Origin of the sequence: Bifidobacterium sp. ESL0682 (assembly GCF_029392815.1) — a bacterium.
Taxonomy (GTDB): Bacteria; Actinomycetota; Actinomycetes; order Actinomycetales; family Bifidobacteriaceae; genus Bifidobacterium.
In genome coordinates this window covers 973,204-998,715 of record NZ_CP113942.1, presented here as the reverse complement: position 1 = coordinate 998,715, position 25,512 = coordinate 973,204, and the positions used below count along the sequence as shown (strand labels likewise).

At 53.3% G+C, this 25,512-nt stretch carries 15 protein-coding genes and 6 pseudogenes; 7 read left to right on the top strand and 14 right to left on the bottom strand.

Annotation, left to right across the window (positions count from 1 at the left end):
* Nucleotides 1–12: 12 nt before the first annotated feature.
* Nucleotides 13–2,435: pseudogene (uvrA, locus tag OZX57_RS04210) on the bottom strand (excinuclease ABC subunit UvrA).
* A gap of 763 nt (nt 2,436–3,198) precedes the next feature.
* Between uvrA and OZX57_RS04205 the strand changes: the two are divergent.
* The 4 genes from OZX57_RS04205 to OZX57_RS04190 all read left to right on the top strand — a co-directional run bounded on the left by OZX57_RS04205 (nt 3,199) and on the right by OZX57_RS04190 (nt 8,702).
* Nucleotides 3,199–4,800 (top strand): ABC-F family ATP-binding cassette domain-containing protein, encoded by a 1,602-nt coding sequence (locus tag OZX57_RS04205; RefSeq protein WP_277162837.1) that lies wholly within the window; start codon nt 3,199–3,201, stop codon nt 4,798–4,800.
* Between the two features lie 108 nt (nt 4,801–4,908).
* Nucleotides 4,909–6,897, top strand: a complete 1,989-nt coding sequence (locus OZX57_RS04200; RefSeq protein ID WP_277162836.1) for a bifunctional ADP-dependent NAD(P)H-hydrate dehydratase/NAD(P)H-hydrate epimerase — start codon at nt 4,909–4,911, stop codon at nt 6,895–6,897.
* 105 nt (nt 6,898–7,002) lie between these two features.
* Entirely contained in the window at nt 7,003–7,665 is a 663-nt protein-coding gene (locus OZX57_RS04195) for an HAD family phosphatase (protein WP_277162934.1), read from the top strand.
* Nucleotides 7,666–7,778: 113 nt separating this feature from the next.
* A complete protein-coding gene (locus OZX57_RS04190; protein WP_277162835.1) occupies nt 7,779–8,702 on the top strand; it encodes a LysR family transcriptional regulator in 924 nt (307 codons plus the stop codon).
* A gap of 93 nt (nt 8,703–8,795) precedes the next feature.
* On the opposite strand, the gene OZX57_RS04185 is transcribed toward OZX57_RS04190, so the two are convergent.
* Together OZX57_RS04185 and OZX57_RS04180 are read right to left on the bottom strand one after the other, a co-directional pair.
* Entirely contained in the window at nt 8,796–9,605 is an 810-nt protein-coding gene (locus OZX57_RS04185) for a DUF1648 domain-containing protein (RefSeq protein ID WP_277162834.1), read from the bottom strand.
* Nucleotides 9,606–9,616: 11 nt separating this feature from the next.
* Complete coding sequence (locus OZX57_RS04180; RefSeq protein ID WP_277162833.1) at nt 9,617–9,964, bottom strand: metalloregulator ArsR/SmtB family transcription factor; 348 nt, start codon at nt 9,962–9,964, stop codon at nt 9,617–9,619.
* A gap of 215 nt (nt 9,965–10,179) precedes the next feature.
* Between OZX57_RS04180 and OZX57_RS04175 the strand changes: the two genes are divergently transcribed.
* From OZX57_RS04175 to OZX57_RS04165, 3 genes and pseudogenes are all read left to right on the top strand, one after another.
* Nucleotides 10,180–10,749: a hypothetical protein gene (locus tag OZX57_RS04175; RefSeq protein WP_277162832.1), complete on the top strand. Its 570-nt coding sequence runs from the start codon at nt 10,180–10,182 to the stop codon at nt 10,747–10,749.
* 43 nt (nt 10,750–10,792) lie between these two features.
* A complete protein-coding gene (locus OZX57_RS04170; protein WP_277162831.1) occupies nt 10,793–11,350 on the top strand; it encodes a hypothetical protein in 558 nt (185 codons plus the stop codon).
* Nucleotides 11,347–11,546, top strand: a pseudogene (locus OZX57_RS04165) (helix-turn-helix transcriptional regulator). Before OZX57_RS04170 ends, OZX57_RS04165 begins: the two are co-directional and overlap by 4 nt.
* Nucleotides 11,547–11,783: 237 nt before the next feature.
* Here the strand turns inward: OZX57_RS04165 and pyrE are convergent.
* From pyrE to OZX57_RS04110, 11 genes and pseudogenes are all read right to left on the bottom strand, one after another.
* Complete coding sequence (gene pyrE / locus OZX57_RS04160; protein ID WP_277162829.1) at nt 11,784–12,476, bottom strand: orotate phosphoribosyltransferase; 693 nt, start codon at nt 12,474–12,476, stop codon at nt 11,784–11,786.
* Between the two features lie 220 nt (nt 12,477–12,696).
* A pseudogene (locus OZX57_RS04155) lies at nt 12,697–13,652 on the bottom strand (dihydroorotate dehydrogenase).
* Between the two features lie 38 nt (nt 13,653–13,690).
* Complete coding sequence (locus OZX57_RS04150; RefSeq protein ID WP_277162933.1) at nt 13,691–14,509, bottom strand: dihydroorotate dehydrogenase electron transfer subunit; 819 nt, start codon at nt 14,507–14,509, stop codon at nt 13,691–13,693.
* Between the two features lie 160 nt (nt 14,510–14,669).
* Nucleotides 14,670–15,656, bottom strand: coding sequence for an orotidine-5'-phosphate decarboxylase (pyrF, locus tag OZX57_RS04145; RefSeq protein WP_348637178.1), 987 nt, complete (start codon nt 15,654–15,656; stop codon nt 14,670–14,672).
* Nucleotides 15,657–15,755: 99 nt separating this feature from the next.
* A complete protein-coding gene (locus OZX57_RS04140) occupies nt 15,756–17,264 on the bottom strand; it encodes a dihydroorotase (RefSeq protein ID WP_277162828.1) in 1,509 nt (502 codons plus the stop codon).
* Between the two features lie 143 nt (nt 17,265–17,407).
* Nucleotides 17,408–17,827: an aspartate carbamoyltransferase regulatory subunit gene (locus OZX57_RS04135; RefSeq protein WP_277162827.1), complete on the bottom strand. Its 420-nt coding sequence runs from the start codon at nt 17,825–17,827 to the stop codon at nt 17,408–17,410.
* Nucleotides 17,827–18,783, bottom strand: a complete 957-nt coding sequence (gene pyrB, locus OZX57_RS04130; RefSeq protein WP_277162932.1) for an aspartate carbamoyltransferase — start codon at nt 18,781–18,783, stop codon at nt 17,827–17,829. Before pyrB ends, OZX57_RS04135 begins: the two co-directional genes overlap by 1 nt.
* 255 nt (nt 18,784–19,038) lie before the next feature.
* A pseudogene (locus OZX57_RS04125) lies at nt 19,039–22,244 on the bottom strand (bifunctional [glutamine synthetase] adenylyltransferase/[glutamine synthetase]-adenylyl-L-tyrosine phosphorylase).
* Between the two features lie 49 nt (nt 22,245–22,293).
* Complete coding sequence (locus OZX57_RS04120) at nt 22,294–22,551, bottom strand: carbon starvation protein (protein ID WP_277162826.1); 258 nt, start codon at nt 22,549–22,551, stop codon at nt 22,294–22,296.
* A gap of 109 nt (nt 22,552–22,660) precedes the next feature.
* Nucleotides 22,661–23,836 (bottom strand): annotated as a pseudogene (gene mmsB / locus OZX57_RS04115) (multiple monosaccharide ABC transporter permease); the annotation flags it as partial.
* A 52-nt stretch (nt 23,837–23,888) separates the two neighbouring features.
* Nucleotides 23,889–25,444, bottom strand: a pseudogene (locus OZX57_RS04110) (sugar ABC transporter ATP-binding protein).
* Between the last annotated feature and the right edge of the window lie 68 nt (nt 25,445–25,512).

The window sequence follows — 25,512 nt, the reverse complement described above, 5'->3', positions numbered from 1 at the left end:
TATCGAACGAGCTCACTTGAGCATAGGACCGAGATATTTGCCCGTCCAGCTCTTTTCGCACTTGGCCACATGTTCCGGCGTGCCCTGCGTGACGATGGTGCCACCGCCGTCGCCGCCTTCAGGGCCAAGATCAATGATCCAGTCCGCGGACTTGACCACATCAAGGTTGTGCTCGATGACGATGACCGTGTTGCCCTTGTCGACCAGGCCCTGCAGAACCTGCAACAGCTTGCGGACATCTTCGAAATGCAGGCCTGTTGTCGGTTCGTCGAGAATGTAGACCGTGCGGCCTGTGGAACGACGCTGCAATTCGGTGGCGAGCTTTACTCGCTGTGATTCACCGCCGGAAAGCGTGGTCGCCGGTTGTCCAAGACGAATATAGCCAAGGCCAACATCGACCAACGTGTCGAGATAGCGAGAGATTCCGGTGTACGCCTTAAAGAAATCAGCGGCTTCGGAAATAGGCATATTAAGCACGTCGGCGACCGACTTGCCGTTGTACTTCACTTCGAGCGTCTCACGGTTGTAGCGCTTGCCGTGGCATTCCTCGCATTCCACGTAGACGTCAGGCAGGAAGTTCATCTCAATCTTGATGGTGCCGTCGCCATGGCAGGCCTCGCAACGACCGCCTTTGACATTAAACGAGAAGCGTCCAGGACCATAGCCGCGGACCTGTGCCTCAGGTGTCTTGGCAAAGAGCTGACGAATCTTGTCCCACACACCGGTATAGGTGGCAGGGTTGCTTCGCGGAGTGCGGCCAATCGGGTTCTGGTCGACGTGGATGACCTTATCGCACTGGTCAATCCCTTCAACTCGGGTGTGCTTGCCCGGAACGATGCGTGCGCCATTGAGTTTATCGGCCAACGACGGGTAGAGAATCGAATTGATCAACGTCGACTTGCCGGAACCGGAAACACCGGTAATGCAGGTCATCACGCCAAGAGGAATGGAAACATTGATGTTCTTAAGGTTGTTTTCACGAGCTCCAACAACCTTGAGTTGACGATTCTTGTCGGTTTTACGCCGTTTCTTCGGCACCTCAATCATTTTTCGCCCAGCAATGTAATCACCGGTAATGGAACGAGGAGCATCTACCACATGCGCAGCAGGCCCTGAATACACGACCTCGCCGCCTTTTTCACCGGCACCTGGGCCAATATCGACCAGCCAGTCGGCCTTTTCGATGGTTTCCTGATCATGCTCGACCACAATCAGCGTGTTGCCGAGATCACGGAGATGATGCAAGGTCTTGATAAGACGTTCGTTGTCGCGCTGGTGCAAACCAATGGAAGGCTCATCGAGCACATACATGACTCCGACCAGACCGCTGCCGATTTGGGTGGCCAGGCGGATGCGCTGAGCTTCACCACCGGAAAGCGTTTTGGCGGCACGGGACAGCGTCAAATAATTCAGCCCGACATCGTTCATGAATCCGAGACGTGAACGGATTTCCTTCAGGACCTCACCTGCGATAAGCGCCGCAGACCCTTCGAGCTTCAGCGAGCGCACCCATTTGAGGCTGCGTTCGACCGGCATGTCGCAGACGTCGGCGATGGACTTGCCGTCGACGGTGACCGCCAGCACTTCGGGACGCAGACGCTTGCCTTGGCAGGTCTGGCAGGGCACCTCACGCATGTAGGACTCGTAATAGAGCTTCATCTGGTCGGAGTCGGTCTCATCATGGCGACGCATGAGCGTGCGCACCACGCCTTCGAAACCAGTGCTATATTCGCGAAGCCGGCCCCAACGATTGCGGTACGAGACGTTTACCTTGAAGTCATGGCCATACATAACGGCCTGCTGGACTTTTTGGGCAGGTCCTTCCAAGGGGTGTCGAGGCTAAAGCCCATCTCCTCGCCCAGGCCTTCGAGAACGTGACGATAGTAATCACCGGTTCCCTTGGTCATGCCCCAAGGTTCGATCGCATTCTCGTTCAGCGATTTGCTCGGGTCGGGAATGACCAGTTCCGGGTCGATCTCCAGCTTATAGCCGATGCCGTCACAGTCAGGGCAGGCACCGTAAGGGGCGTTGAAGGAGAAGGTACGGGGCTCAATCTCGTCGAGTTCGAGCTGATGGCCGTTCGGGCATGAACGCTTCTCGCTGAAAGGCTCGCGGCGATTCGGATCCTTCTCGTCCAGATCAACGTAATCGATGACGACGATGCCTTTGGCAAGTTTCAGTGCGGTTTCGATGGAATCGGTAAGACGCTGGCGAATACCGTCCTTGATGACCAGACGGTCGACCACAACTTCAATGGTGTGCTTTTTCTGCTTGGTCAGTTTGATGTCATCGGAAAGCTGACGCATTTCGCCGTCAATCAGCGCACGCGAATAGCCATCGCCGCGCAGCAGCTCGAGCAGGTCCTCGAATTCGCCTTTGCGACCGCGGACGACCGGTGCCAGAATCTGGAAGCGGGTCTTGTCCGGCTTCTTCATCAGCGTATCGACCATCTGCTGCGGCGTCTGGGCACTGACGACCTCACCGCAGACCGGGCAATGCGGAATACCTGTACGCGAGAACAGCAGACGCAGGTAATCATAGATTTCGGTGATTGTGCCGACCGTGGAACGCGGGTTGCGGTTGGTGGTCTTCTGATCGATGGAAACGGCAGGACTCAGACCTTCGATGAAATCGACATCGGGCTTGTCCATCTGCCCCAGGAACTGACGGGCGTAGGCGCTCAGCGATTCAACATAACGCCTCTGCCCTTCGGCGAACAATGTATCGAACGCCAACGAGGATTTGCCGGAACCGGAAAGTCCGGTGAACACCACCATGCGGTTACGCGGGACGGCGAGGTCGACGTTCTTCAGATTATGTTCGCGAGCGCCCTGAATCGTAATCTTCAAATCGCTGGGAATGTGGGAGATGTCCGCCACCAGCGAATTGCCGGTCTTGCGCAGCGGCGCCTTCGCGATTTCCTGGGACAGGAACGAATCGCTGTCCATCAACTTCTGCGCCACAACACTTGCCGATGGTTCCTCGGTTTCCTTGGATTTGTGCGCCGTCGATGCTGTTGCCAATGCTTACCTCCGCTTGATGCCGAATGCTCCACTGTAGGATAACCCATCATAGTGGACGGTTCGAACAATTGTTCGATAATGGTAGCGAAAATCGAAATGGAGCGGTATCGCTATGATGGCATGTTGGTATATTTGCCGAAATTTCGTGATCACACAACAGGACAGGTAACAAGGTATGGCAATCGAGGCGCAAGGGCTGGAAATTCAGATCGGGGCACGGACGCTGCTCAATCCCACTGATTTTCATGTAAGCAAGGGCGACAAGATCGGCTTGGTCGGTCGAAATGGCGCCGGCAAGACCACCCTCACCCGCGTCATCACCGGTGATCTGCTCCCCACGGCCGGCAAGGTGCGCATCTCCGGCGAGCTCGGCTATCTGCCGCAGGACACCCATGCCGACGACCCCGAGCAGACCGCACTCGATCGCATGATGAGCGCTCGCGACATCGCCAGTATCATCAAGCGTATTCGCAAGGCCGAAAAGGAAATGACCAACGAAAATCCGAAAATCATGGAAAAGGCCATGGATAAATACGACAAGGCCATGCAGGCTTTCGACAAGGCCGGCGGTTATGCGGCGCAGTCCGAGGCGATTTCCATGGCGGCGAGCCTTGGTCTTCCCAATGACGTGATGCAGCAGCCAATCGGCACGCTCTCCGGCGGACAGAAGCGACGCATCGAATTGGCCCGCATTCTTTTCTCCGACGCTGATACGCTCATTCTTGATGAGCCCACCAACCATTTGGATGCCGACTCCATTGAGTGGCTGCGTGGTTACCTGAAGCGTTTTGAAGGCGGATTCCTCGTCATCTCCCACTCCACCGAACTGCTGGATGAAGTGGTCAACAAGATCTGGCATCTGGACGCGCAGACCGCACAGATCGATATGTATTCGTTGGGATGGAAAGCCTATCTGAAACAGCGTGCAGTGGACGAGGAGCGTCGTCGCCGCGAGCGCGAGGTGGCCGAGAAGAAGGCCTCACGTCTGATGAAGCAAGGCATTCGCTTGCATGCCAAGGCTACCAAGGCCGTCGCCGCACAGAATATGATGCGTCGCGCGGAACGCCTGCTTTCAGAGACCAGCGAGGCGGAGCGTCAGGAGAAGGTCGCCGACATCCGTTTCCCGGAGCCGGCGCCTTGCGGCAAGACGCCAATCATGGCCAAGGACATTTCCAAGGCCTTCGGCTCGAACATCGTGTTTAACGGTATCAATCTGGCCATCGACAAAGGCTCGCGTGTGGTCATTCTGGGCTACAACGGCGCCGGCAAGACCACGACACTGCGCATTCTGGCCGGAGAGGACAAGCCCGATCTCGGCGAGGTCGTTTACGGCCACGGTTGCAAGATCGGCTATTTCGCACAGGAACACGATACGTTGGAAATGGATGCGACCGTGCTTGAGAATCTACAGCACGTCGCTCCCGATCTGGACGACACCCAGGCCCGCTCCATCCTCGGCAGTTTCCTCTTCTCCGGTGACGATGCATTCAAGCCAGCCAAAGTACTTTCCGGCGGCGAACAGACCAGGCTTGCACTGGCGACATTGGTGACTTCACGCGCGAACGTGCTGTTGCTCGACGAACCGACCAACAACCTCGACCCGGTCTCGCGCGATGAGATTCTCAAGGCCATCGCCAAGTACGAGGGCGCCATCATTCTGGTCACCCACGACGAGGGCGCGGTCAAGGCGCTCAATCCCGAGCGCGTGCTGCTGATGCCGGACGGAGACGAGGATCTGTGGAGCGATGACTACCTTGATTTGGTAGCCGAAGAATAACGGCAGACGTAACAAGTAAGCTACGATATTAGACATCAACAGATAAGGAGCGGTAGACATTATTGTTTGCCGCTCCTCTGATACAGAATCAGGTAAAGCGGAAGGCGCATGATGGACGAGGTAACAATGAAGGAACTGATGCGCAAGTCAATGCTCCAACGACGAGCTTACAGTGTCGAAACCGTACGCGGTATGGAACGTCCGCTGCTGGATCAGGGCGTTCCGCTGATGCGCATGGCCGCCTCGGCTGCGGCAAGAGTGACGGCTGAACTGCTTGACGAGCATGACATCGATATCGCTGAAGCGAGAGTCGTGCTGCTTGCCGGTGCCGGAGACAACGGCGGAGACGGCTTGTATGCTGCCGCGCAGTTGGCTCGGGCGGGTGCACAGGTCACCGCCATTGCCGTCGGGAAGTCGTTGCATCTGCAAGGTTTGCTCGCATTCACTCGTAGTGGCGGGCGGTTGCTGATTGTCAATGCTGAAGCGAACATTCCTGGCGTCTCAGCCGGTTTCAGCGCAGGAGAAGCGGGAGAACGTCTGCAGGCGGCCATCGAATTGACGCAACAGGCCGATATTGTGCTTGACGCAATGACCGGTATCGGCGTGCAAGGAGCCTTGCGCGGACCTGCCGCGACCATGGCGAATATCCTCCATCCCACCAACGACGATGGGACAGAAGCGGAGATGCCGAGCTCTGTCGCCAACAACGGACAAAAGCAGAGGCCGCTGGTGGTCGCCATCGATACGCCTTCAGGAGTCGGAGTGGATGATGGCACGCTGCCCGGCAGCTATATTCCGGCTGACGTCACGGTGATGTTCGGAGCGATGAAGCCATGTGCGATGTTGCCGCCTGCTAGTTTTGCCTGCGGCCGTATCGTCCTGGTTGATTTCGGCTTCGACATTACCTACGCCTACCCCGTCGTTTCCTCCATCGACGACACCGCCGGCAGCATGATACGGCTGCCGAAACCATCCGATTCCAAGTATTCCAGAGGTGTTGCCGGTCTCATTACCGGTTCGGCCAAATATCCCGGCGCCGCTGTGCTGAGCTCCGGCGCAGCCGTACGCTCCAATATCGGCATGGTCCGTTATATGGGGCCGATGAACGCATCCGACATGGTGCTGAGAAATGCTCCCGAAATCGTCATCGGCAAAGGACGTGTTGAGGCTTGGGCCGTCGGCTCCGGCGTTCCTACAGCAGAGGCATTGAGCGAGAACGATGGCCAGAATTCCGGCAGACACAGTGCAAACGGTTCCGACGGCCAGCGCGAGGCTATTGCAGCACTGCTCAAGCATTATGCATTGCCCGATGAGGATTCCTCTGCGGCTGCAAACGAGACCGAAACTCTCGTTAATGGTTCGCAAAAAGAAGAGACAACATACGCATCAGGACATACCGGAACCGTCTGGGGTGACGCCGATCAGAATATCGACTACAACAGTGAGCCCTGGACCATGCCGCCGATTTGCGTCGATGCAGGTGCGCTCGATTTGCTGCCGGAACATGTGCCGGCGCATGTCATCATCACTCCACACGCCGCCGAGCTTGCGGCATTGCTGCGCCTTCGCGGCGAAAACGTGGATGCGAAAGCCGTTACGGCAGAACCATGGCGTTGGGCGAAGCGTGCGCATGAACTGACCGGAGCGACCGTGCTGCTCAAAGGCGCCGTGACCATTGTTGTCGGCGATTCAAATGTCGCCAGCATGCCGACTGATGTTGAAGCCGGACCCACAAATGCGGATGGAACACGCAAGATGACCACAACGCTCATTTCCGGAAGCGGACCGGCATGGCTGGCAACCGCCGGAGCCGGCGATGTGCTTGCAGGAATTATGGCCGGCATGCTCGCACAGCAAGGTGAGGAACAGATGCAACACGACCCGAGCCTTGATATCATGACGGCTGCCAGCGCAAGCTACATCCACGGTTACGCCGCGAGTCTGGCCTCTGAGTCCGACCAACACGGCTGGGAACCGCCGGAGATCTTCGATGCAGATGGTTCGATAACGCCGAACGGCAAACCAGGGCATCCGATTGTAGCTACAGACGTCATTGATGCATTGCCGAAGACATTTGAAGAATTACTGCAGAACTAGATATTGAGCATTCCTGAACGACGGTTTCCCTTCGGGAATGCTCAATGAACAATTTTCACAACAACGATCGATGAAGTCGGAACGAACAATGAGCAGGAGATAATGATGAACCAGTCAGGAAACAATGGCGCCGCCAATCACGACGGCAGAATCCATGATGTCATGTTCGACTTCTGCGGTGTGCTGCTTGAGTTGAATTATCGGCCATGTCTCCAAGGTCATTTCCCACAGAAGGTTGTTGATACCTTATGTGCTGACGAAGATGATGTCTACGGATTCTTCGCAGCCGAGGCCCGCATGGACGCAGGCGAGGATTTTGCCGATGTCATCAAGGATTACCGCGAGCAATACGGTGATGACTTGGCCGTGATGTTCAGCTACTACATCGACCATTACGATGATGCCCTTCCCCAGATTATCGACGGGATGGAAAATCTGCTGGCTGATCTGCGCCAAGCCGGCTACAGCGTGTGGGGACTGACGAACTGGTCGGGCGAAACATTCCACTTCGCCTTCGAAAAGTTCCCACAAATCGAACGTCTGCTACAAGGCACCGTCGTGTCCGGCATTGAAAAGATGCATAAGCCCAATGCCGATATTTTCAATCTTGCTTTGAACCGTTTCGGCCTTGACGCTGCGCAGACCGTGTTCTTTGACGATACGCAGGCCAATGTGGACGGCGCTAAAGCTGTTGGTATCCAGGGAATACACTTTCAGAATGCTTCAGATGCTCGCAAGGAACTGAAGCGTCTGGGCGTAACAATCTGACTGTGTCCGCAATGCTCACAACTTTGAGGCATTGTCATCCTCATATTGGCGACGACATCAGCAACCGTTATAAGTTAATCTGCGCGATACATGCTTTGCTATAAACTTTAGATATGACACTGCTGCAGCTGAAATATATCGTCAAAATCGTGGAGTGCGGCTCGATGAACGAGGCCTCGCACGAGCTGTATGTTTCCCAACCAGCGTTGAGTTCGTCGGTCAAGGAACTCGAGCACGAGATGGGTATCGAGATCTTCACCCGCTCGTCGCAAGGCATTGCGTTGACGGTCGACGGTGCTGAATTCCTTACTTACGCACGCCAAGTGCTTGATCAAGCTGAGTTGATGGAAGAACGCTACAAGCACGCCAAGCCGCGCAAGCAGCTGTGCAGCGTCTCCACGCAGCACTACATGTTCGCCGTTGAAGCGTTTGTGGAAATGATCAATTCCATCGAATCCGATGAATACGAATTCACCATCCGCGAGACCCGCACACGCGACATCATCGATTCGGTCGCCAACATGCTTTCCGAAATCGGCATCCTCTACCTTTCCGATTTCAACAAGGACGTCATCGGCAAACTGCTGCGCGGCAAGCACCTCGAGTTCCACCCGTTGTTCCGTGCACCGCTGCACGTCTTTATCTCACGCGACAACCCGCTTGCATCTAAAGAGAAAGTAACGATGAACGACCTCAAGCCGTATCCGTTCATTCAATACGAGCAAGGCGAGGAGGGAAGCTTCTACTTCGCCGAAGAGGCCGTCTGGCCGAAGGACTCTCCCAAGCTCATCACCGTCACCGACCGCGCCACGATTCTGAACTTCATCATCGGGCTCAACGGCTACACCATCTGTACCGGCATTGACAACGGCGACCTCAACAACGAGAAAATCGTCACCGTCCCGCTCGACACCGACGAGACCATGCTGGTCGGCTGGATCACCAACGAACGCGCCAACCTCTCCAACGCCGCCGAAAGCTACCTCGCTAAACTCAAGTCCGTCATCGCCAGCCACGGCTACAAGCTGATTGAGTAACCAACTTCCGAGCAATTCCATTAGAGATATTTCATAGCCGTTTCTAAGATACGGCCGGTTGGAAAGACCGGTTTACCTAGTTATGCTTCATTATTATTTCTTGTTGATTGTCCCGCCAACGTCTCCGTATTTCTTGCCGGCGTAGGAACTGTAGACGGCAAATACAGCTACTATGACCAAACCGACAGCAAGGACAGCAAATAATTCAATGAAGTGGGATGAATGTGCGACGATACCGATAAGTATCAGAGCAACACCGCCAATAATAAATTCCAGCCCGCCAAAACGCTGGCAACGCCGCCAGGACTCCCGGCTTTTGAAGGCTCCACGCATACGCATACCAGACCATCTGTTCGGCTTTGTGTTTGGCAAGACATTTCCAATAACGATGAAGACGAAACCAGTAGCAACGTTCACAATCGGATTCAACGGTATATTAGACGCCGTTCCTCCCCTACTGAAGCAGTCTGCAATCTCCCAGATAGTCATAATGGTAGACACCGCGAACATGCAGCATCCGCCGATAGCCCACACTCGTATCGTCGTTTGCGGATTCATTTCCGAATTCGACTTTTTATGCGCTGAACGCTCAAGAGGGATCTCACCGAACAACCAACATACACATATCAACAACATAAGCAGAGGTAAAATGAGCTCTTCATATTTGCTGCTCCAACGGTCCAACTCACCACTGGCGTTGTAATGTGCCGGCACGATATCTGGCAAATACGGCAAAGCGAGCAGAACGATTATCAGTGGCAACAAACCGAGAAGTACCATCGCTATATTTTGCTTTTTCGCACCGGCTATCACTGCTTTCCAGCTGGTACGTTGCTCGATATCCGTGGATTTATCCTCACTCGATTTTTGAGCTTTGATTTTCTTATCTCTGTGCTTTCTCATTTCTCACCGCCTCAGCCGCCACTTCTTGTGAACCTTGGATAACGTTTCCCTTTTTCTATTGGCTTCGCTTTGTATCGGGAAGCCTTAGAAACGGCATTGCTGCGTTGCAGCTCTTTCATCCAGACAATGGTGTCGTCGAGAACGGTCAGATTCGGCTCATACCAGATGGTCGTGCCGTCGCGGCTATCCGTCACCAGCTCGGCTTCCCGCAACTTGCGCAGATGATAGGAAAGTCTAGAAGCCGACAATCCGGTGGCTTCTGCGAGTTCCCCAGCGTTCATGACCCTTTGCCGCAGGAGCTGGAGAATCTCGCGTCGCGCGGGATCGGACAGCGCTGACAACGTAGTCTGTACACCCATATCCCCTCTTTTCGTCAATTCAATGACTCATATATTTCAAATTGATTTGAAATATATAGATAGAATATATCGTTTCTATTTTTATTTCAACTTATTTTGAAATATATTTCATCAAAATTGACAGTCCTTGACTAACGATGTACAGTTTCTTTTACATAGTAAAGTTTGCTTTACTAAAGTAATGAGCAAATCAGTCAAGGAAAAACAAGGGAGGCATGATGAATATCAAAAATCTCACTTCATTCGATGAAACCGACAATAAACCTACGGAAAATGCCGGCAACGACGCAAAAATGACAAAAACAGACACCTTACGGACCAGCAAATTCGGAAACCGCACGGTTTTCGGAGGAGGAAAGGCGGCACTTTGGGGCACTTCCTTGGTCATCGGATGCGTCCTTGGGCTGATTGTTGGTGTAGCCGTGTTCCTGCTCAACACCAACCTGGGCAAAGACCGATTGGTCGCGGGCATCATCAGTGGCGTCGGAATTGCAATCCTTGCTAGCATGTTTGTTTTGGACGCCCTAGCCGACAAACGTACCATAAAAGGAGCCAGTCCCGAAGTCGCCAGCGAAGAGAACATCGAACATTCATGGTTTGAAAGCGCAAAGAGCTGGGGCTTCGACGCAATGATCATCAGCGATTTTGTAGTCCTTTTTGTTCTTAAATTTGCGGCCAACCCTATTGATGTAAAGATAGCCTATCTCGCTGTAGCCGTAAGCCTGATAGTTGGATTCCTTATTTCTGCCGGCAGATATGCCTACTTAGCGTTCAAAAACGCATGATGAACTATTTTCGGCACGAACGAAAAACAAGGGAAGAGATTTTATGAGTACTCAAGAGCAGAAAACAGATGACTTGCCTGTCGAATCAGCGAATACAGGCGATACGACGACTACCTCTACAGCGGCATTACCGAAAACTAGTGTTTTCGGAACACGCACCGTTTTCGGAGGAGGAAAAGTCGCACTTTGGAGTATATCGTTCCTTGTGGGAATCGCCTTCGGCCTGTTGACAGGAGTCGTGGCTTTTCTCATGAGAAAACCAACCCAGTTCAACGATTGGACTTTTGTCATATTGATGGCCGTATTGGTAGGCGGCTGCAGCGTTTGTTTCTGCTGGGCAGCACTCGTAGACAGAAGCACTATTACCGGCGCAATCCCTCATCCCGAAGAGAACGTGGAAGACACCTGGCGTACAAAAGCTATGGCCGCAGCCCTTATCGGAATACTGTTTGCCAACGTAATATTGGTCATGCTGGTAGCGTTCTACGATAAACCTATTCCTGCAACCACGGCTGCAGGAGCGCTGTTGATACTTGAAATCGTCGGAATCATTACCGGCACTTGCTCCTACTTCGTATTCCGCAAAAAGGATACGGAATGAAGAACGACCTTCCGCAACTTCGCGAGCAACGCCATCTTTCACAGGAAGCATTGGCACAGGCCGTCGGCGTAAGTCGTCAGACCATCATCTCCATAGAAAAGGCCGTTTCGACCCTTCCCTACCGCTGGCGTTTCGGTTGGCCGAATTGTTTGACTGTTCCATCGAGGATATTTTCGATCCAGGATCAGATGAATAACGTTTCCTGTCACGTTCACCCGTGAGGCTGCCTGATAAATCGCAAAACTCATGCATATTCATGCTTCGCGATTTATCAAGGCAGCCTCACCTATAAGAAACTCGTCCAATTCTTCTTCAATGCGTAGATGATGTTGTCGATGAGATTTTGCAGTAACCCGCGATGACCTAGCACTTGGCCTTATGCACAAGATTTAACGTCAACCATCACGTCTAACGATGGCGTAACCCATCGAAATCAGGCGCCATATCGTTTCAAATACTCATCGGCGCGCGCTTTGACATCATCACTGAGCAGCGGTTTGCCGTCGACAGTGACCATGCGAGAAGCTGCAGCGAAAATCTCACGAACGTTGGCAATGGAGAGTACGGGGAAACCGAATTCCCGCTCGACTGATTTGACTGCTGAAATGTCGGAATCCTTGGTCTTTTCCATGCGGTCAACCGAAAGTACCAATCCTACAATATCGACGTTCGCAGCAGCCTTGAGCTTAGGGACGACCTCACGGACAGCTGTACCAGCGGTCATTACGTCATCGACCAACAGGACTTTCATGCCGTCTTCAAGCGGGGTTCCTACGAGTATGCCGCCATCGCCGTGATCTTTCTTTTCCTTGCGGTCAAAGGTATAACCAATCTCCATGCCATGCATACTCGTCAACGCGATGGAAGTGGAAACCGCAAGCGGAATACCTTTATAAGCAGGCCCGAAAATCGTGGCGATGCCCTTTGGAAGCTTGCCCGCAGCGATAGCCGAAATAATCTTTTCTGCATAGAACGCGCCCAACGTCGCAATCTTACGTCCGTCGTTGAATGCACCCGCGTTGATGAAGTAAGGCGACTGACGACCGGATTTCAACGTGAAATCACCGAATTTTAACGCTCCGGATTCAAGCAGGAACTCGGTGAAACGCTGATCGATTGGGGTCATAGATGACTCTCCTGGTTGTTTTGAACTGTTCTTGGTACCATTCGTTGTCATAATCAATCTTTCTTAATATGTATTGCGTTTTTGCCTGTTTCGACTTCACTCTGCAATAAACGCGATGTTAAGCATTTAAAGTGATGCTGTCGGGTTCACTCCTCGCTTGAATGCGCTCAATGAGACATCGATGCTGCAATCCGATTCACGCATTGAGCACCTGCCCAACTCACCAAGTCTGCCCTTTGGCCAATTTCGCCGCAAGATCAGGACGTGAATCAAGTAAATCATCAAGCTCACGGGCAACGCGCATCGGGGCGGTCGGATCGACCAGCGCGGCGGCACCGACTTCAACGGCATTGGCTCCGGCATAAAGATATTCCAGCGCCTTCTCCCCGAGTCGATGCCACCAATGCCGATAATCGGGATGTCAGGGATGGCCTGGCGCACGCGCCAGACGAAGCTTAGGGCAATCGGGAAAATGGCCGGGCCGGAGACGCCACCGGTGCGGTTGGCGATGATTGGCTTGCCCGTATTGATGTCGATACGCATGCCGACCAGCGTGTTGATAAGGCTCAGCGCGTCAGCACCGGCATCGACCGCCGCGTGGGCAATTTCTACGATATCGGTGACGTTCGGGGAAAGCTTGACAATCATTGGTTTGTCGGTCAGCGTCCGCAAGTGCTTAATCAGTCGGCTCAACGCCACGGGATCGGTGCCGACGCTCATGCCGCCATGGCTGACGTTCGGGCAGCTGACATTGATTTCCAGCATATCGGCCGGCGAATCGGCAAGTTTCTCGACCACTTGCGCATAGTCTTCGTCGCTGTGTCCGGCGACGTTGGTGATGACCGTGGCATCCAACTTCTTGAGTCGCGGCAGTTCATCGACCAGATAGTGGTCAACGCCCGGATTCTGCAGACCGACTGCGTTGACCATACCGGACGGGGATTCGGCGGTGCGCGGCGCCGGGTTGCCTTCCCATGGCACCGGCGAGACGCCTTTGGTGGAGATGGCACCCATCTGACTGACATCGTAGTAGTCGCCACAGGCGTCAAGTTGGAAGGTTCCTGAAGCAGTACCGACAGGATTTTTCCATTCCGCTCCCGCAACGATGGTTTTGTGACGCCATTCGTGAGGTTCGAGTACGTTCATTTCTTGTGCCCGTTTTGATTGTTCGTTCATTACAGAGGTTCTTTCGTTGCGCATATTCGTCATGATGCTCATGCCTCCCAGCCCAGTTCTTCAGTGGTGAAGACCGGGCCGTCCTTGCAGACCTTGAGCCTTCCGCTCGGCGTATCGACCACGCAAGCCACACACGCCCCATAACCGCAGCCCATACGCGCTTCAAGGCTCAATTGTGCAGGAATATTACGTTTGCTAGCCCAGGCCGCGACGGCTTTCATCATGGGCGTCGGACCGCAGGAAAGAATCACCGGCGGTTGCGCTGCATTGCTCAGTTCGTCCTCGATATCGTTCAGCAGATCGACGACGTTGCCCTCGGCGTTGACAATGCTGTGAGTCTTGTCTGAAAAAGATTCCACCAGATTGTCGGCAAAACGAGCATCACGATAGCCGAAAACCGAAGTTACCTCACTGCCGTCGTTGCACTCGCTGAGCTTTTGCGCGGCATAGAGCAACGGAGGCACACCAAGCCCGCCACCTACAAGTACATAATTCGCAGGTTTCGTGGTATCGAACGGCTTGCCCAAAGGGCCGAGGACATCAATGACATCGCCTGCCTGAAGCAGTGAAAATTTTTCCGTTCCAGCTCCAACAATCTGGTAAATCAGCGTCACATCATCACCCTCGACCTTGGCCACACCGAATGGGCGGGGCAACGCCATCGTTGCATCTGCCGGATACAGGTTCACGAACTGTGCCGGCTGGGTAGTTCGAGCCACATACGGATCGCGAATAACCAGCTCGTAGATGCCCTCGGATAACTTCGAAGCGGCAATCACTTCATCGGTGCGCCGGCCTGGCTTCCTCCCGGCTGCAGCAGCCTGCCGTTCAACGGTTTCTGAGCTAACGGTAGGCATAAAGGCAGTTGAGCTCATGTCTCTCCTTCTGAAATTCTATTGATTGATAGGTTTGGACGTTGCGATTTTCAGTGACGCAAGGCTTTTCTCAAATCATCGCGCATCGCAATGGCTGCGGCACGAGCACTTCGGCCGACCAGGTCGAGTGCTTCTTCCTTGCTCATATCGTCGCGATACTCCCCGATTTCTTCCAAGAGCCGATGATACCGCGCGACGAGTTGACGATGGCGCCACGACCGTTCTTGTCGAACATCTGCGCGGCGTCGGCAGCCGTACCACCTTGAGCACCATAGCCGGGGACGAGGAAGAAGGTGTGCGGCATACGTTCGCGCAACTCTCTACCTTGCCTAGGATGGGTCGCTCCGACAACAGCGCCAAGGCGAGAATAACCATACTTACCAATGGAATCGGCACCCCAACCTTCCACAAGGTCGGCCACATGTTCGTACAGTTTGTCGCCGTCAGCAAGTTCAAGTTCCTGGATTTCCCTGCTAGATGGGTTTGAAGTGCGCACCAGTGCGAATACGTCTTTGTCGTTTTGTTTGGCCGCGTCGGCGAACGGGGTAATGCCATCAGTACCAAAGTAGGGATTGACCGTAACAGCATCCTCATACCATGGGCGGCCATTGTAGTCATCTTCGCGCGAGTTGATGCGGGTGAGATGTTTAGCGTACGCCGCAGCCGTTGAACCGATATCGCCCCGTTTGATATCGCCAAGTACATACAGTCCTTGCTCCTGCACATATTTGCAGGTCAGCCGGTAGATATCAAAACCGATGGAACCGTACGCCTCGTACATAGCAATCTGCGGTTTGACAGCCGGCACGATGTCCTTCACAGCGTCGATGATGGAGCGATTGAACTCATAAAAGCCCATAACAATCTGAGCGGCCGGATCACTTGTCAAAGCTTCCTTGGCGACCTTCATTTTGGCTTCCGTACCATCGGCGTTGTTTATTGAAGCCAGAATTCTCTGGTCGTCGGAATTGCTGCTCCTTCCCAATCCCTCAATGAACGATTCAAGGTCCTTTTCGTTGAATTCTATCTCCATGGTGCAGGCCTGTGGAGGCACGAGTGCCTGTGTCGGGTCCAACCCGACGATGCTGGGATTATCTTTGGCTTCGATGGCCTCAATCAGCCGATCCATTGTTTTACCTCGTTTTCCGCACTCTTGGTACTGTTATATTAATGACTATTACAGTTGTTTTAACTGTTATATTCAGTTATATGTCAGTTCTGATTCCCTTTAAACTCTTATCGAATCGTCCTGTTTGCTTTCTGAACTATCCCGTAATCGGCTGAATACCAACTTTGAACCGATAATCGTCGCCATCGGTCTACCGGTCAGTTGCCAGCCGTCAAATGGGGTGTTGCGTCCTTTGGAATGGAATTGGGACGAGTCAACAGTCCACTTATTATGAGTATCAATCAACGTCAGATCCACATTTTCCGGGTGCTCGACGTGACTCAGGTCCAATATCCGTTTCGTTGCGCATCTCGACGAAGTATTCAGCAGCATTGCCACATCAGTTGGCGTGTGACCCATCAAGCGTTCGGGAGCTAAAGCCATAAGCTCGATCAAGCGTTCGTCACTGATGGCACCACCTTCGACCAAAACCTTGCGACAGACGGCGTATGCGCATTCCAATCCAATGATGCCGTTGGGGGCATCGGCCAAACCGGACGCTTTTTCGACTGCCGTATGCGGGGCGTGGTCGGTGGCAATCATATCGACGGTTCCGTCGGCAATCGCTGCGAGCGTCGCACGCCTGTCCGCTTCACTACGAAGCGGCGGATTCATCTTGGCCATCGCTCCATATTTGAGAATGTCTTCATCACACAGCGCAAGATAGTGCGGCGCGGTCTCACAGGTAATCGGCAAGCCTTCGGCCTTGGCCTTGCGAATCGCGTCGAACGCTCCGGCGGTTGAGACATGCTGGAAATGAATGTGCACACCCGTTCGGCGCACCGCTTCGATATCGCGATTGACTATCGCTAATTCGGTTTCGGCGGGGATACCTGCAATACCCAGTTTCCTGCTGACTGCTCCGTCGTTGATGGCACCGGAATCATGATGCTCACAATGCTCCAAAACCGGTAGTCCTGTCGCTTTCGAGTCGGCAAACACCGCGTCAAGAATCTCATTAGTAATGGCCGATCCATCGTCAGTGATCGCTCGCAGCGGATGTTCCGCGACAGGATTATCCACGCCCTGGCTCGTCTTCGCATCTGTACCATCGCTTCGCGATGACCGTACAGCCGCACCCATGAATCGCTCATAATCGGCCGGTTGGGTCGGCAGTTTTCCTGCACGTCCCAGCGAAGCACAGACGGAAATGTCGTAACGAACCGGCAGTTTCACATCATGCAACTGCTCGTATCGTTGCAGGTAATCGAGCGTGTTGTAGACACCGACTTCCTTAAGCTCCTTGCCACCATCTACAACATCCTGAACATCGATGTCGCGCCCATCGGCCGCTGGCAACGTGTTAGGCATGATAAGCACACGCGTATAGCCGCCGGCAGCAGCAGCTTGTGAACCGGTGATCATGGTTTCCTTGTCCAACTGACCGGGATCACGGAAATGCACATGCGGATCGGCAAGACCCGGCGCCACTATTAACGATGAACCGTCGATATCGCCAGAAATGATAGCGCCCGACTCAGTAAGCAAGCGTTCGTCATCGACTTTCGGCACGACGAGGTCGATGTGTTCGCCGGTATCCCATACCGCAATGTCATGAATGGTCAACATGTGCATTCCGTTCTATCAGTAACCGCTTATTGGTTATTTCTTATATGTTCTGACTTGATTACTCTCGCAACCAGACGCTCAAGCCTGCGTCTGGATTCCAATCATTAGTGCAACAGAATCTATGAACTTGACAGCAGTGTTAGTTACCGTTTTGCTTCCTCGTCGCAGTAATCGCAACGATATTCGCGACGTTCGGCATTGGCCAGATAGAACCGTTGCTCCAAACCCGTTTCAGAAGTGGTCACGCAACGCGGATTCTTGCACGAGATGATGCCGACCAGATGCTGCGGCAGCTCCGGCTTGGCCTTTTCGACAATCTTGCCGCCACGAACGATGTTGACGGTAGCGCGTGGAGCGATGAAACCGAGTGCGTCGAGGCTTAGGTCTTCGACGTCCTCAAGTTTGATGATGTCCTTGGCGCCCAGCGCGTGGCTGCTGGCGTTCATGATAAGCGCCAGCTTCGTGGTGGCCGGGTCGACCTTGAGATAGTGCAACACGGTGAGCGCAGTTCCCGCGTCCACATGGTCGATGATGATACCGTTGGTGATGCTTGTGACTTCCATCAGGCCAACACCTCCTTGTTCGTCTCATACCCAGGCAGTTCGTCGCCGAGTACCGAGCTTTCCAGCGCCATGCGCATGAGCATGCCTCGGCGCACTTGCTCGAAGTAGGCAGCGCGCGGGTCGTCGTCGACTTCCTTGGCGATTTCGTTGACGCGCGGCAGCGGGTGCAGCACCGCCATCGTTGGCTTGGCAAGCTTCATCTTGCCTTCGTCTAGGATGTAGGTGTCGCGCAAGCGCAGGTAATCATCCTCGTTGAAGAACCGTTCCTTCTGGACGCGGGTCATATAGAGCACATCGAGATCACCAATCACCGCAGACAAATCTTTGGCCTCTACGTATGAGCAGGTCGGGCTTTGATCGATGCAATCAAGCACATATTGCGGAGTCTTGAGTTCGTCGGGGCTGATGAGCACGAACCGGACGTTGCCGAACCGGCAGAGCGTGGTAATCAGCGAATGGACGGTGCGGCCGAACGTCAGATCGCCGCAAAGGCCCACGGTCAGGTCGGTGACACGTCCAAATCTTGCTTGAATGGTGGAAAGATCGGCTAAGGTCTGCGTGGGATGCATATGTCCGCCGTCACCAGCGTTGATGACCGGCACATCGGAGGACTGTGCGGCGACCAACGCGGCACCTTCCTTAGGATGGCGCATGGCAATAAGGTCGGCGTATTGGGAAACGACCTTGACTGTGTCATGGATGGTCTCACCCTTGGTGGCCGAGGAAAGTTGGGCGCCGGCGAAGCCGATGACCTTGCCGCCAAGCCTCAGCATCGCGGTCTCAAAACTCAGACGCGTGCGTGTACTGGGCTCATAAAACAAAGTGGCCAACACCCGGCCATTGCAGGTGTTCGCCACTTCTTTACGATGAGAATCAATGTATTGCGCCTTGTCAAGCAATGATTGAATCTCGGAAATCGGTATACTGTCCAACGTCACCACGCTGGAACCGACCAACGATGATCGTCCAACCCCGTCAATGGGATTTTTAGGTTTTTGTGTTATCGACATCGGCTCACCTTTCTTAACCAAGGTGGCCACTTGGTGTGACCATTGACAACTTACCCGCACACAACGACACGAATCACACGTTTCTCATGTCTGAGCATGTCTGGTACAAGTGACTAATCCGACTTCAATCACGGGTAATATCGCTTCTTATGCACGCAATATGCCGCGAATAACCCGGAATCCGATTGCTGCACAACCAAATCATTCCAGTCCGTAGAACAACCGCTCCATCACCTCGCGGCAGCGGCGCATTACGGCCTGGATGTCGTTGCCGAAGTATTGGCCTCGGTTCGCGTCGTAGCCCAAGAACGTTGCCACTCCCCGAGTCCGTTGAAATCGGATGGCAGCACATCGGCCTGCGACAGTCGCGCACCCCACAGATAGTTGCCGTTGCGTGCGGCGGTGAGCATTTTCCATGCCTTGCGCAACGCATCAGCATCATTGGCTTCGATATATCCCAGGTTCTCGAGTTCATCAAGCGCCTTGAGTGTTGAGCTGACCCGCAGACTCTCATGCTCTCCCGCATGCTCGAGTTGCATCAGCTGCACCGTCCATTCGACATCGGAAAGCCCACCTGCACCGAGCTTCAGATGTTGACTGCGCTTGACACCATGCGGCAGGCGTTCCGCTTCCATGCGCGCCTTAAGCTTACGAATCTCACCGATCTCCTCATCGGTCAAAGACCTGTCCATGTAGCGTAGCGGATTGGCCAGCTGAGTCAGGAAATCCTCTGCCAATTGCCGGTCTCCGGCAGCATAACGAGCCCGAAGCAACGCCTGGCACTCCCAGGTGCTATACCATTTGGTGTAGTAATCGCGACAGGATTCATAGGAACGAATGAGCGGGCCGTTCTTGCCTTCCGGCCGCAACCCGAAGTCAAGGTCAATCTTGGGTTCAAGACTTGCGGGACCTTGAAGGATGTTGCGCAGATCGTTGACGACGTTGCGTGCGAATTCCGCGACAATCTTTTGGCTATCACTATCGCTTCCGCCTTCTGCGCTATGTACAGGGCGATACATCATGATGACATCGGCATCGGAACAGAAGTTGACCTCGCATCCGCCGTAGCGCCCCATGGCAATAACAGCGATGGCCGCCGGAGCGGTATCAAGCTTCATCGCCGCACATTGATGGCGAATGGCCCATTGCAACGCGGCTTCGATGGCGGCATCGTACACGTCGGTCATTCCGGCCAATCCAACACCATCATCAAAGACGTTCGAAGTCCATCCCAAGCCGACACGTTCGATTTCATGACGACGCATGGCTCGGATGGAAGTGGCGAAATCATTCATATTGTCGGCATAGCGTGAGACAGCGGCTTTTGCCCGCACATCGAGACTTTCGCGGGTACGTGGCATGAGCATCTCATCATCGCCCAGCCAGGTCACCGATTCGATAGAGCGGTTGAGCGAATCGCCCAATAGTCTTGAATTCGAAAGAATATGGCACAGCCTGATAAGCGCCTGCGGCGAATCGCGTAGGAAACCGAGATACTGGCTTCCGCCGCCAAAACGTTCCTCGAGTTTACGCCATTGCAGCAGCCCCATGTCGGGGTTCTGCCCCTGCGCCAGCCATTGCAGAATCGACGGCAGGAGAATCCGGTTAATCTTGGCGGCTCGGGAGACACCTTCGGTCAACGCCTTGATATGACGCATCGCTGCGTCAGGATCCGCAAAACCGATGGATTCGAAGCGCTCGCGAGTTGCCTTGTCGCTCAACGTGACCTGGTCGTCGTCAAGCTGCGCATTGATAGGCAGCATCGGCCGATAATAAATATCGCTATGAAGACGACGGACCTCACGCCTTACCTTGTCGTATCTGTCTACCAACTGGTCCGGCAACAGGCCAAAGGCTCGACTGAGGCGACGCAAATCAGGATTGTCGTCAATCGCCCGTGGGTCTGCGTTGCGAACGATATCGACCCCACCCTCATTGGCCTTGCCTAAATCAGGGAAAAGATGTGTCCGTTTGAGTTCCCACATCTGTGCACGATGTTCCAACACTCTTTCAAAACGATAATCCTCATCAAGCCTTGCAGCCTGCGGGCGGGCGACATAGCCACCCTCCGAAAGCGACTGCAATGCACCCAATGTGGAACGGCCGCGCAACGATTCGTCGGAACGGCCATGAACGAGCTGGAGCATCTGCACGGTGAATTCGACATCACGCAGTCCGCCCTTGCCGAGCTTGATCTCACGTTCGCGCAGATCCGGCGCGATATTGTCTTCGACGCGCCTGCGCATCTTCTGGCAGTCGTAAACGAAATTGTCTCGTTTCGAAGCCGACCAGACCAACGGTCTGGTCATATCAAGGTATTCCTTGCCCAATCCCTCGTCACCGGCAACGACACGAGCTTTGAGCAACGCCTGGAACTCCCAGTTGCTTGCCCACTTATCGTAATAGACACGGCAGGAATCGATAGTCCGAACCAGCGGACCGTCTTTGCCTTCCGGCCGTAACGCCGTGTCAATCTGCCAAAGCGGCGGCATATCGACTCCCGGCATCACCGACTGGCAAATTTTTTGTAATAAGGTTCCGATTTTCGTGCCAATCCTGGTCAGCGTTGCGTTGTCGATTTGCCGTCCGTCATCCGATGATGCCAGAGGCTCGACCACATAAACCAGGTCACAGTCAGAAACATAGTTCAATTCCTGGGCGCCAAGTTTGCCCATGCCAATAACCGTGAACCCGCAACATCCACTGTCAGGAACGTTGGCCTTAGCAATGGCGAGCGCCGAAGAGATGGCGGCATCGGCCAAATCAGACAACATCGCGCTGATCCGTGGCTGTATCTTCACAGGATCGTCCGCGGCCGCATCCTCCGCCATGATGGCCGCCAGCTGTAAATAATAATTTTTGCGCAACGCTTCGGTTCCGGCAGCCAGAGAGGAAGCAGACAAATCAGATTGCTTCGAAATCGCCGCCTCAACCTCGGCTGCCATATATTCGATTCGTTTTTGACGGGTAAACTGAAGACTCCCACAAGGATCAAAGCCTGATGCAAGGGCAAAATCATGGTTGGAACGCATCAAACCACCAAGTGAGTCCGAAGCCCCCAAGACGGCGATAAGTCGGGACAACGCCTGCGGTTCATTCAGCAGTGCGGTCAGAGAAGATTCGTGCTGGTCTGAACTCGATATCGCCGAATTGCTTTTTGACAAAGCAGAAGTCGACGAATCGTCAACAACATTTTCTTCTTCACTATCAAAGATGTCAACCAAATGTTGCAAGGCCACGTCCGGGTCACAAGCCCGTTGCAACGCATCCAAAACAGCTTGCAAGGACTTTGCATCGAAACCTAGGCACGATAAATGCCTCAATCGATCTCGTGCCTCTCCCAGACTCTGCACTCCAGCGTGAATGAGGTCATGGGTCGTGATTTCAAATTCCTTGGAAGCTTCCATAATCCCAATCTACAACCCGGGCAGGCTTTTCTAATCAGCGTAAATTCGTCTACTCCTCAGTATTCTTCTTTTGATTATCGGCTTTATCTGTTGTCGCCCAGCTTTGAAATGCGGCATACATGCCATAACCGATTATTACAACCATACAGCAGACAAAAATAAGATTGGGCCAAGTAAAGAACGTACCGGATTTGAAAGCTTCGCTGCTGGATTGGACAAGCCAAATGAGGCATGCAGCAGACATAAACGCATACAGCAAACCACGACTATGTTCAGAAAGTTTCATCAGATTCATCTTTTCATACATCAATATTCTTTGACCAACAAACAGCCAATGACGGTTACGTCGAACAGTGCATGCGAATCACCGTTTGAGCAAATTCAACATGCACTGTTCAATCGTTAGAGAGAGCTGCTCAGTTCTTCTTGCGTTTGGACATGATATCCACAGCTACAGCAAGCAGAAGCACGAGACCCTTAATGGTCTTAACAACAGCAGTGTCAACACCCATGATTGACAGACCCTGGTTAATAACACCCATCACGAACGCGCCAACCACTGCGCCCGGAATAGTGCCGACACCACCAGCAACCGCAGTACCGCCAATAAAGCAGGCAGCGATGGCATCCATTTCGAATTCCATGCCAGTCTGAGCCGTTGCCGAAGCAAGACGAGACAACATGCAGATCGCAGCCACAGCTGACAGGAAGCCCATATGGACGAATAGGATGAAGTCGACCCGCTTCGTATTAATGCCTGAAAGAATAGCGGCCTTGCGGTTACCACCCACCGCATAGACGTGCCTGCCGAAGACGGTGCGGGTAAGGATGAAGTTGTAAACCACGACGAGTACACCGACAATGACGAGCATAATCGGGATGCCGCCTTGATTGGCATTGCCAGAAGAAGCGATGAGATAGGTGACGAAGGCGATGACCAACGAAATGATAACGCACTTGATGACGGTCATGACCATTGGCTCGGCAACTAGACCAACCTTCTCCATGCGCTTGCGATTGGAGATTTGGCTCCATACATAAGCCACGATGCATAGGACACCGACGACGATACTCAACCCGTCAAACGGACCCCAGAACCCTAAGATATTTGGCAGATAGTTACGCGCAATTCCACGGAAGGCAAGGGAGGTAATCGGTACGGACTCGCCAACGATAACAGTGGCGAGACCTCGGAATATCAACATGCCGGCCAGTGTGGTGATAAAGCCAGGTATACCAACAATCGCCACCCAGAAACCCTGCCAGCAACCGATGATGAGGCCTACAATCAGAGAGACGATGATTGCAAGGACCCAATTCATGCCTTGTCGCTCCATCAACAACGCGCAAACACCGCCGATGAATGCAACCAGCGAACCAACCGACAAATCGATATGGGTGGCGATGATCACCATCACCATACCAATCGCCAGAATAATCACATAGGCGTTCTGCTGAATGAGCGAAACAAAGCTGTTGGGTTTCAGCAGAACCCCTTTAGTAAGTATCTCGAAGGCAACAATAATGACCACCAGCGCAGCGACAATACCGTATTGACGGGCGTTGTTGGCAACTGCCGATAGAACGCTGCTGCTCCCCTCTTTTTCTCAATAGGTTCTTTGGTTTTTGGCACAGTTGTAGAGCTCATCGTACCGCCACTTCCTTTTCTTTCGTCATACCCTTCATTAGATATTCCTGCGTGAATCCTCGCCGATCTACATTGTCGGTGATGACGCCCTGACTGACCGTATAAATACGGTCACAGATGCCTATCAGCTCCGGCAGCTCAGAGGAAATCACAATGACTGCCTTGCCTTCATCGGCAAGACGGTCGATAATTTCATAGATCTCATATTTTGCACCAACATCAATGCCTCTAGTCGGCTCGTCGAGAATGAGGATGTCCGGGTCGGAAAGCACCCATTTGGCAAGTACGACCTTCTGCTGATTTCCACCGGACAGCGAGCTTACCGGCTCATCAATGCTGGTGCATTTGATGTTGAAATTCTCGCGATATTCGTCGACTTCCTTACGCTCGACGTTGTCGTCCATTACTCCGAATTTGCTCATTTTCTTCAGCGAAGCCATAGAAGCATTCTCGCGAATGTTCTGCAGAAGGTTCAGACCGTAGACTTTGCGATCCTCAGTGGCATAGGCCAACCCAGCATCGATAGCCGATTGGACATTGGAAAGATTGACTTTTTGCCCTTGATGTAAACCTCTCCAGAAATACGGGAACCGTAGGACCGTCCAAAAACGCTCATTGCCATTTCTGTACGTCCGGCACCCATAAGACCTGCAAGGCCAACAATCTCACCAGCTCGTACGTAGAAATTCGCGTGGTCAACAACGATGCGATCGGCATCAAGAGGATGATGGACCGTCCAATCCTTGACCCGCAGATATTCATTCCCTGGCTTGTTGGCTTGATGATCTGGATACAGATTGGTCAACTCGCGCCCAACCATCTTACGAATGAGCTCGTCCTGGTCGAGAGGAGTTTCAGCCGTTATCTCCATCTGCCCTACTGTCGAACCATCACGGATGATGGTAACGTCATCGGCAATATCCGCAACCTCGTTGAGCTTGTGAGTAATGATGATGCTGGTGACGCCCTGCTCGTTACGGAGTTGTCGAACCAAATCGAGCAAATGAGCCGAGTCTTCATCATTCAAGGCAGCCGTCGGCTCGTCAAGTATCAGCAGTTTGACATTCTTTGAAAGTGCTTTGGCGATTTCGACCAACTGCTGCTTGCCGACGCCGAGATCCATGATTTTGGTATCGACATTTTCCGGCAATCCTACGCGAGCGAGAAGCTTTGCGGCTTCGGAGCGGGTCTCATTCCAATCAATGACCCCTGCCTTTGCCTGTTCATTGCCGATGAAAATATTTTCGGCGATCGACAGATAGGGACTTAGCGCAAGTTCCTGTTGAATGATGACGATGCCGTCAGCCTCGGAATCATTGATGTTCTTGTATTTGCAAACCTTTCCGTCAAAGACGATGTCGCCACTGTAGCTGCCGAATGGATAGACTCCACTCAACACATTCATCAGCGTGGATTTACCGGCTCCGTTTTCACCGCAAATGGCATGAATCTCACCACGGCGAACCTCCAAATTCACATCTGAAAGTGCTTTGACAGTCCCGAACTTCTTGGTGATGTTGTTCATGCTCAATATGATGTCATCATGCGGCATTTCTCATACCTCCTTATTATTGCCGACAACCATGGTGTATGAGACGGAAACAGCACGCCTCATACACC

Coding starts and splice junctions, on each gene's coding strand:
- OZX57_RS04205 (WP_277162837.1), top strand. CDS start 3,199: ATGGCAATCGAGGCGCAAGGGCTGGAAATTCAGATCGGGGCACGGACG.
- OZX57_RS04200 (WP_277162836.1), top strand. CDS start 4,909: ATGATGGACGAGGTAACAATGAAGGAACTGATGCGCAAGTCAATGCTC.
- OZX57_RS04195 (WP_277162934.1), top strand. CDS start 7,003: ATGAACCAGTCAGGAAACAATGGCGCCGCCAATCACGACGGCAGAATC.
- OZX57_RS04190 (WP_277162835.1), top strand. CDS start 7,779: ATGACACTGCTGCAGCTGAAATATATCGTCAAAATCGTGGAGTGCGGC.
- OZX57_RS04185 (WP_277162834.1), bottom strand. CDS start 9,605: ATGAGAAAGCACAGAGATAAGAAAATCAAAGCTCAAAAATCGAGTGAG.
- OZX57_RS04180 (WP_277162833.1), bottom strand. CDS start 9,964: ATGGGTGTACAGACTACGTTGTCAGCGCTGTCCGATCCCGCGCGACGC.
- OZX57_RS04175 (WP_277162832.1), top strand. CDS start 10,180: ATGATGAATATCAAAAATCTCACTTCATTCGATGAAACCGACAATAAA.
- OZX57_RS04170 (WP_277162831.1), top strand. CDS start 10,793: ATGAGTACTCAAGAGCAGAAAACAGATGACTTGCCTGTCGAATCAGCG.
- pyrE (WP_277162829.1), bottom strand. CDS start 12,476: ATGACCCCAATCGATCAGCGTTTCACCGAGTTCCTGCTTGAATCCGGA.
- OZX57_RS04150 (WP_277162933.1), bottom strand. CDS start 14,509: ATGCCTACCGTTAGCTCAGAAACCGTTGAACGGCAGGCTGCTGCAGCC.
- pyrF (WP_348637178.1), bottom strand. CDS start 15,656: ATGGATCGGCTGATTGAGGCCATCGAAGCCAAAGATAATCCCAGCATC.
- OZX57_RS04140 (WP_277162828.1), bottom strand. CDS start 17,264: ATGTTGACCATTCATGACATTGCGGTATGGGATACCGGCGAACACATC.
- OZX57_RS04135 (WP_277162827.1), bottom strand. CDS start 17,827: ATGGAAGTCACAAGCATCACCAACGGTATCATCATCGACCATGTGGAC.
- OZX57_RS04120 (WP_277162826.1), bottom strand. CDS start 22,551: ATGTATGAAAAGATGAATCTGATGAAACTTTCTGAACATAGTCGTGGT.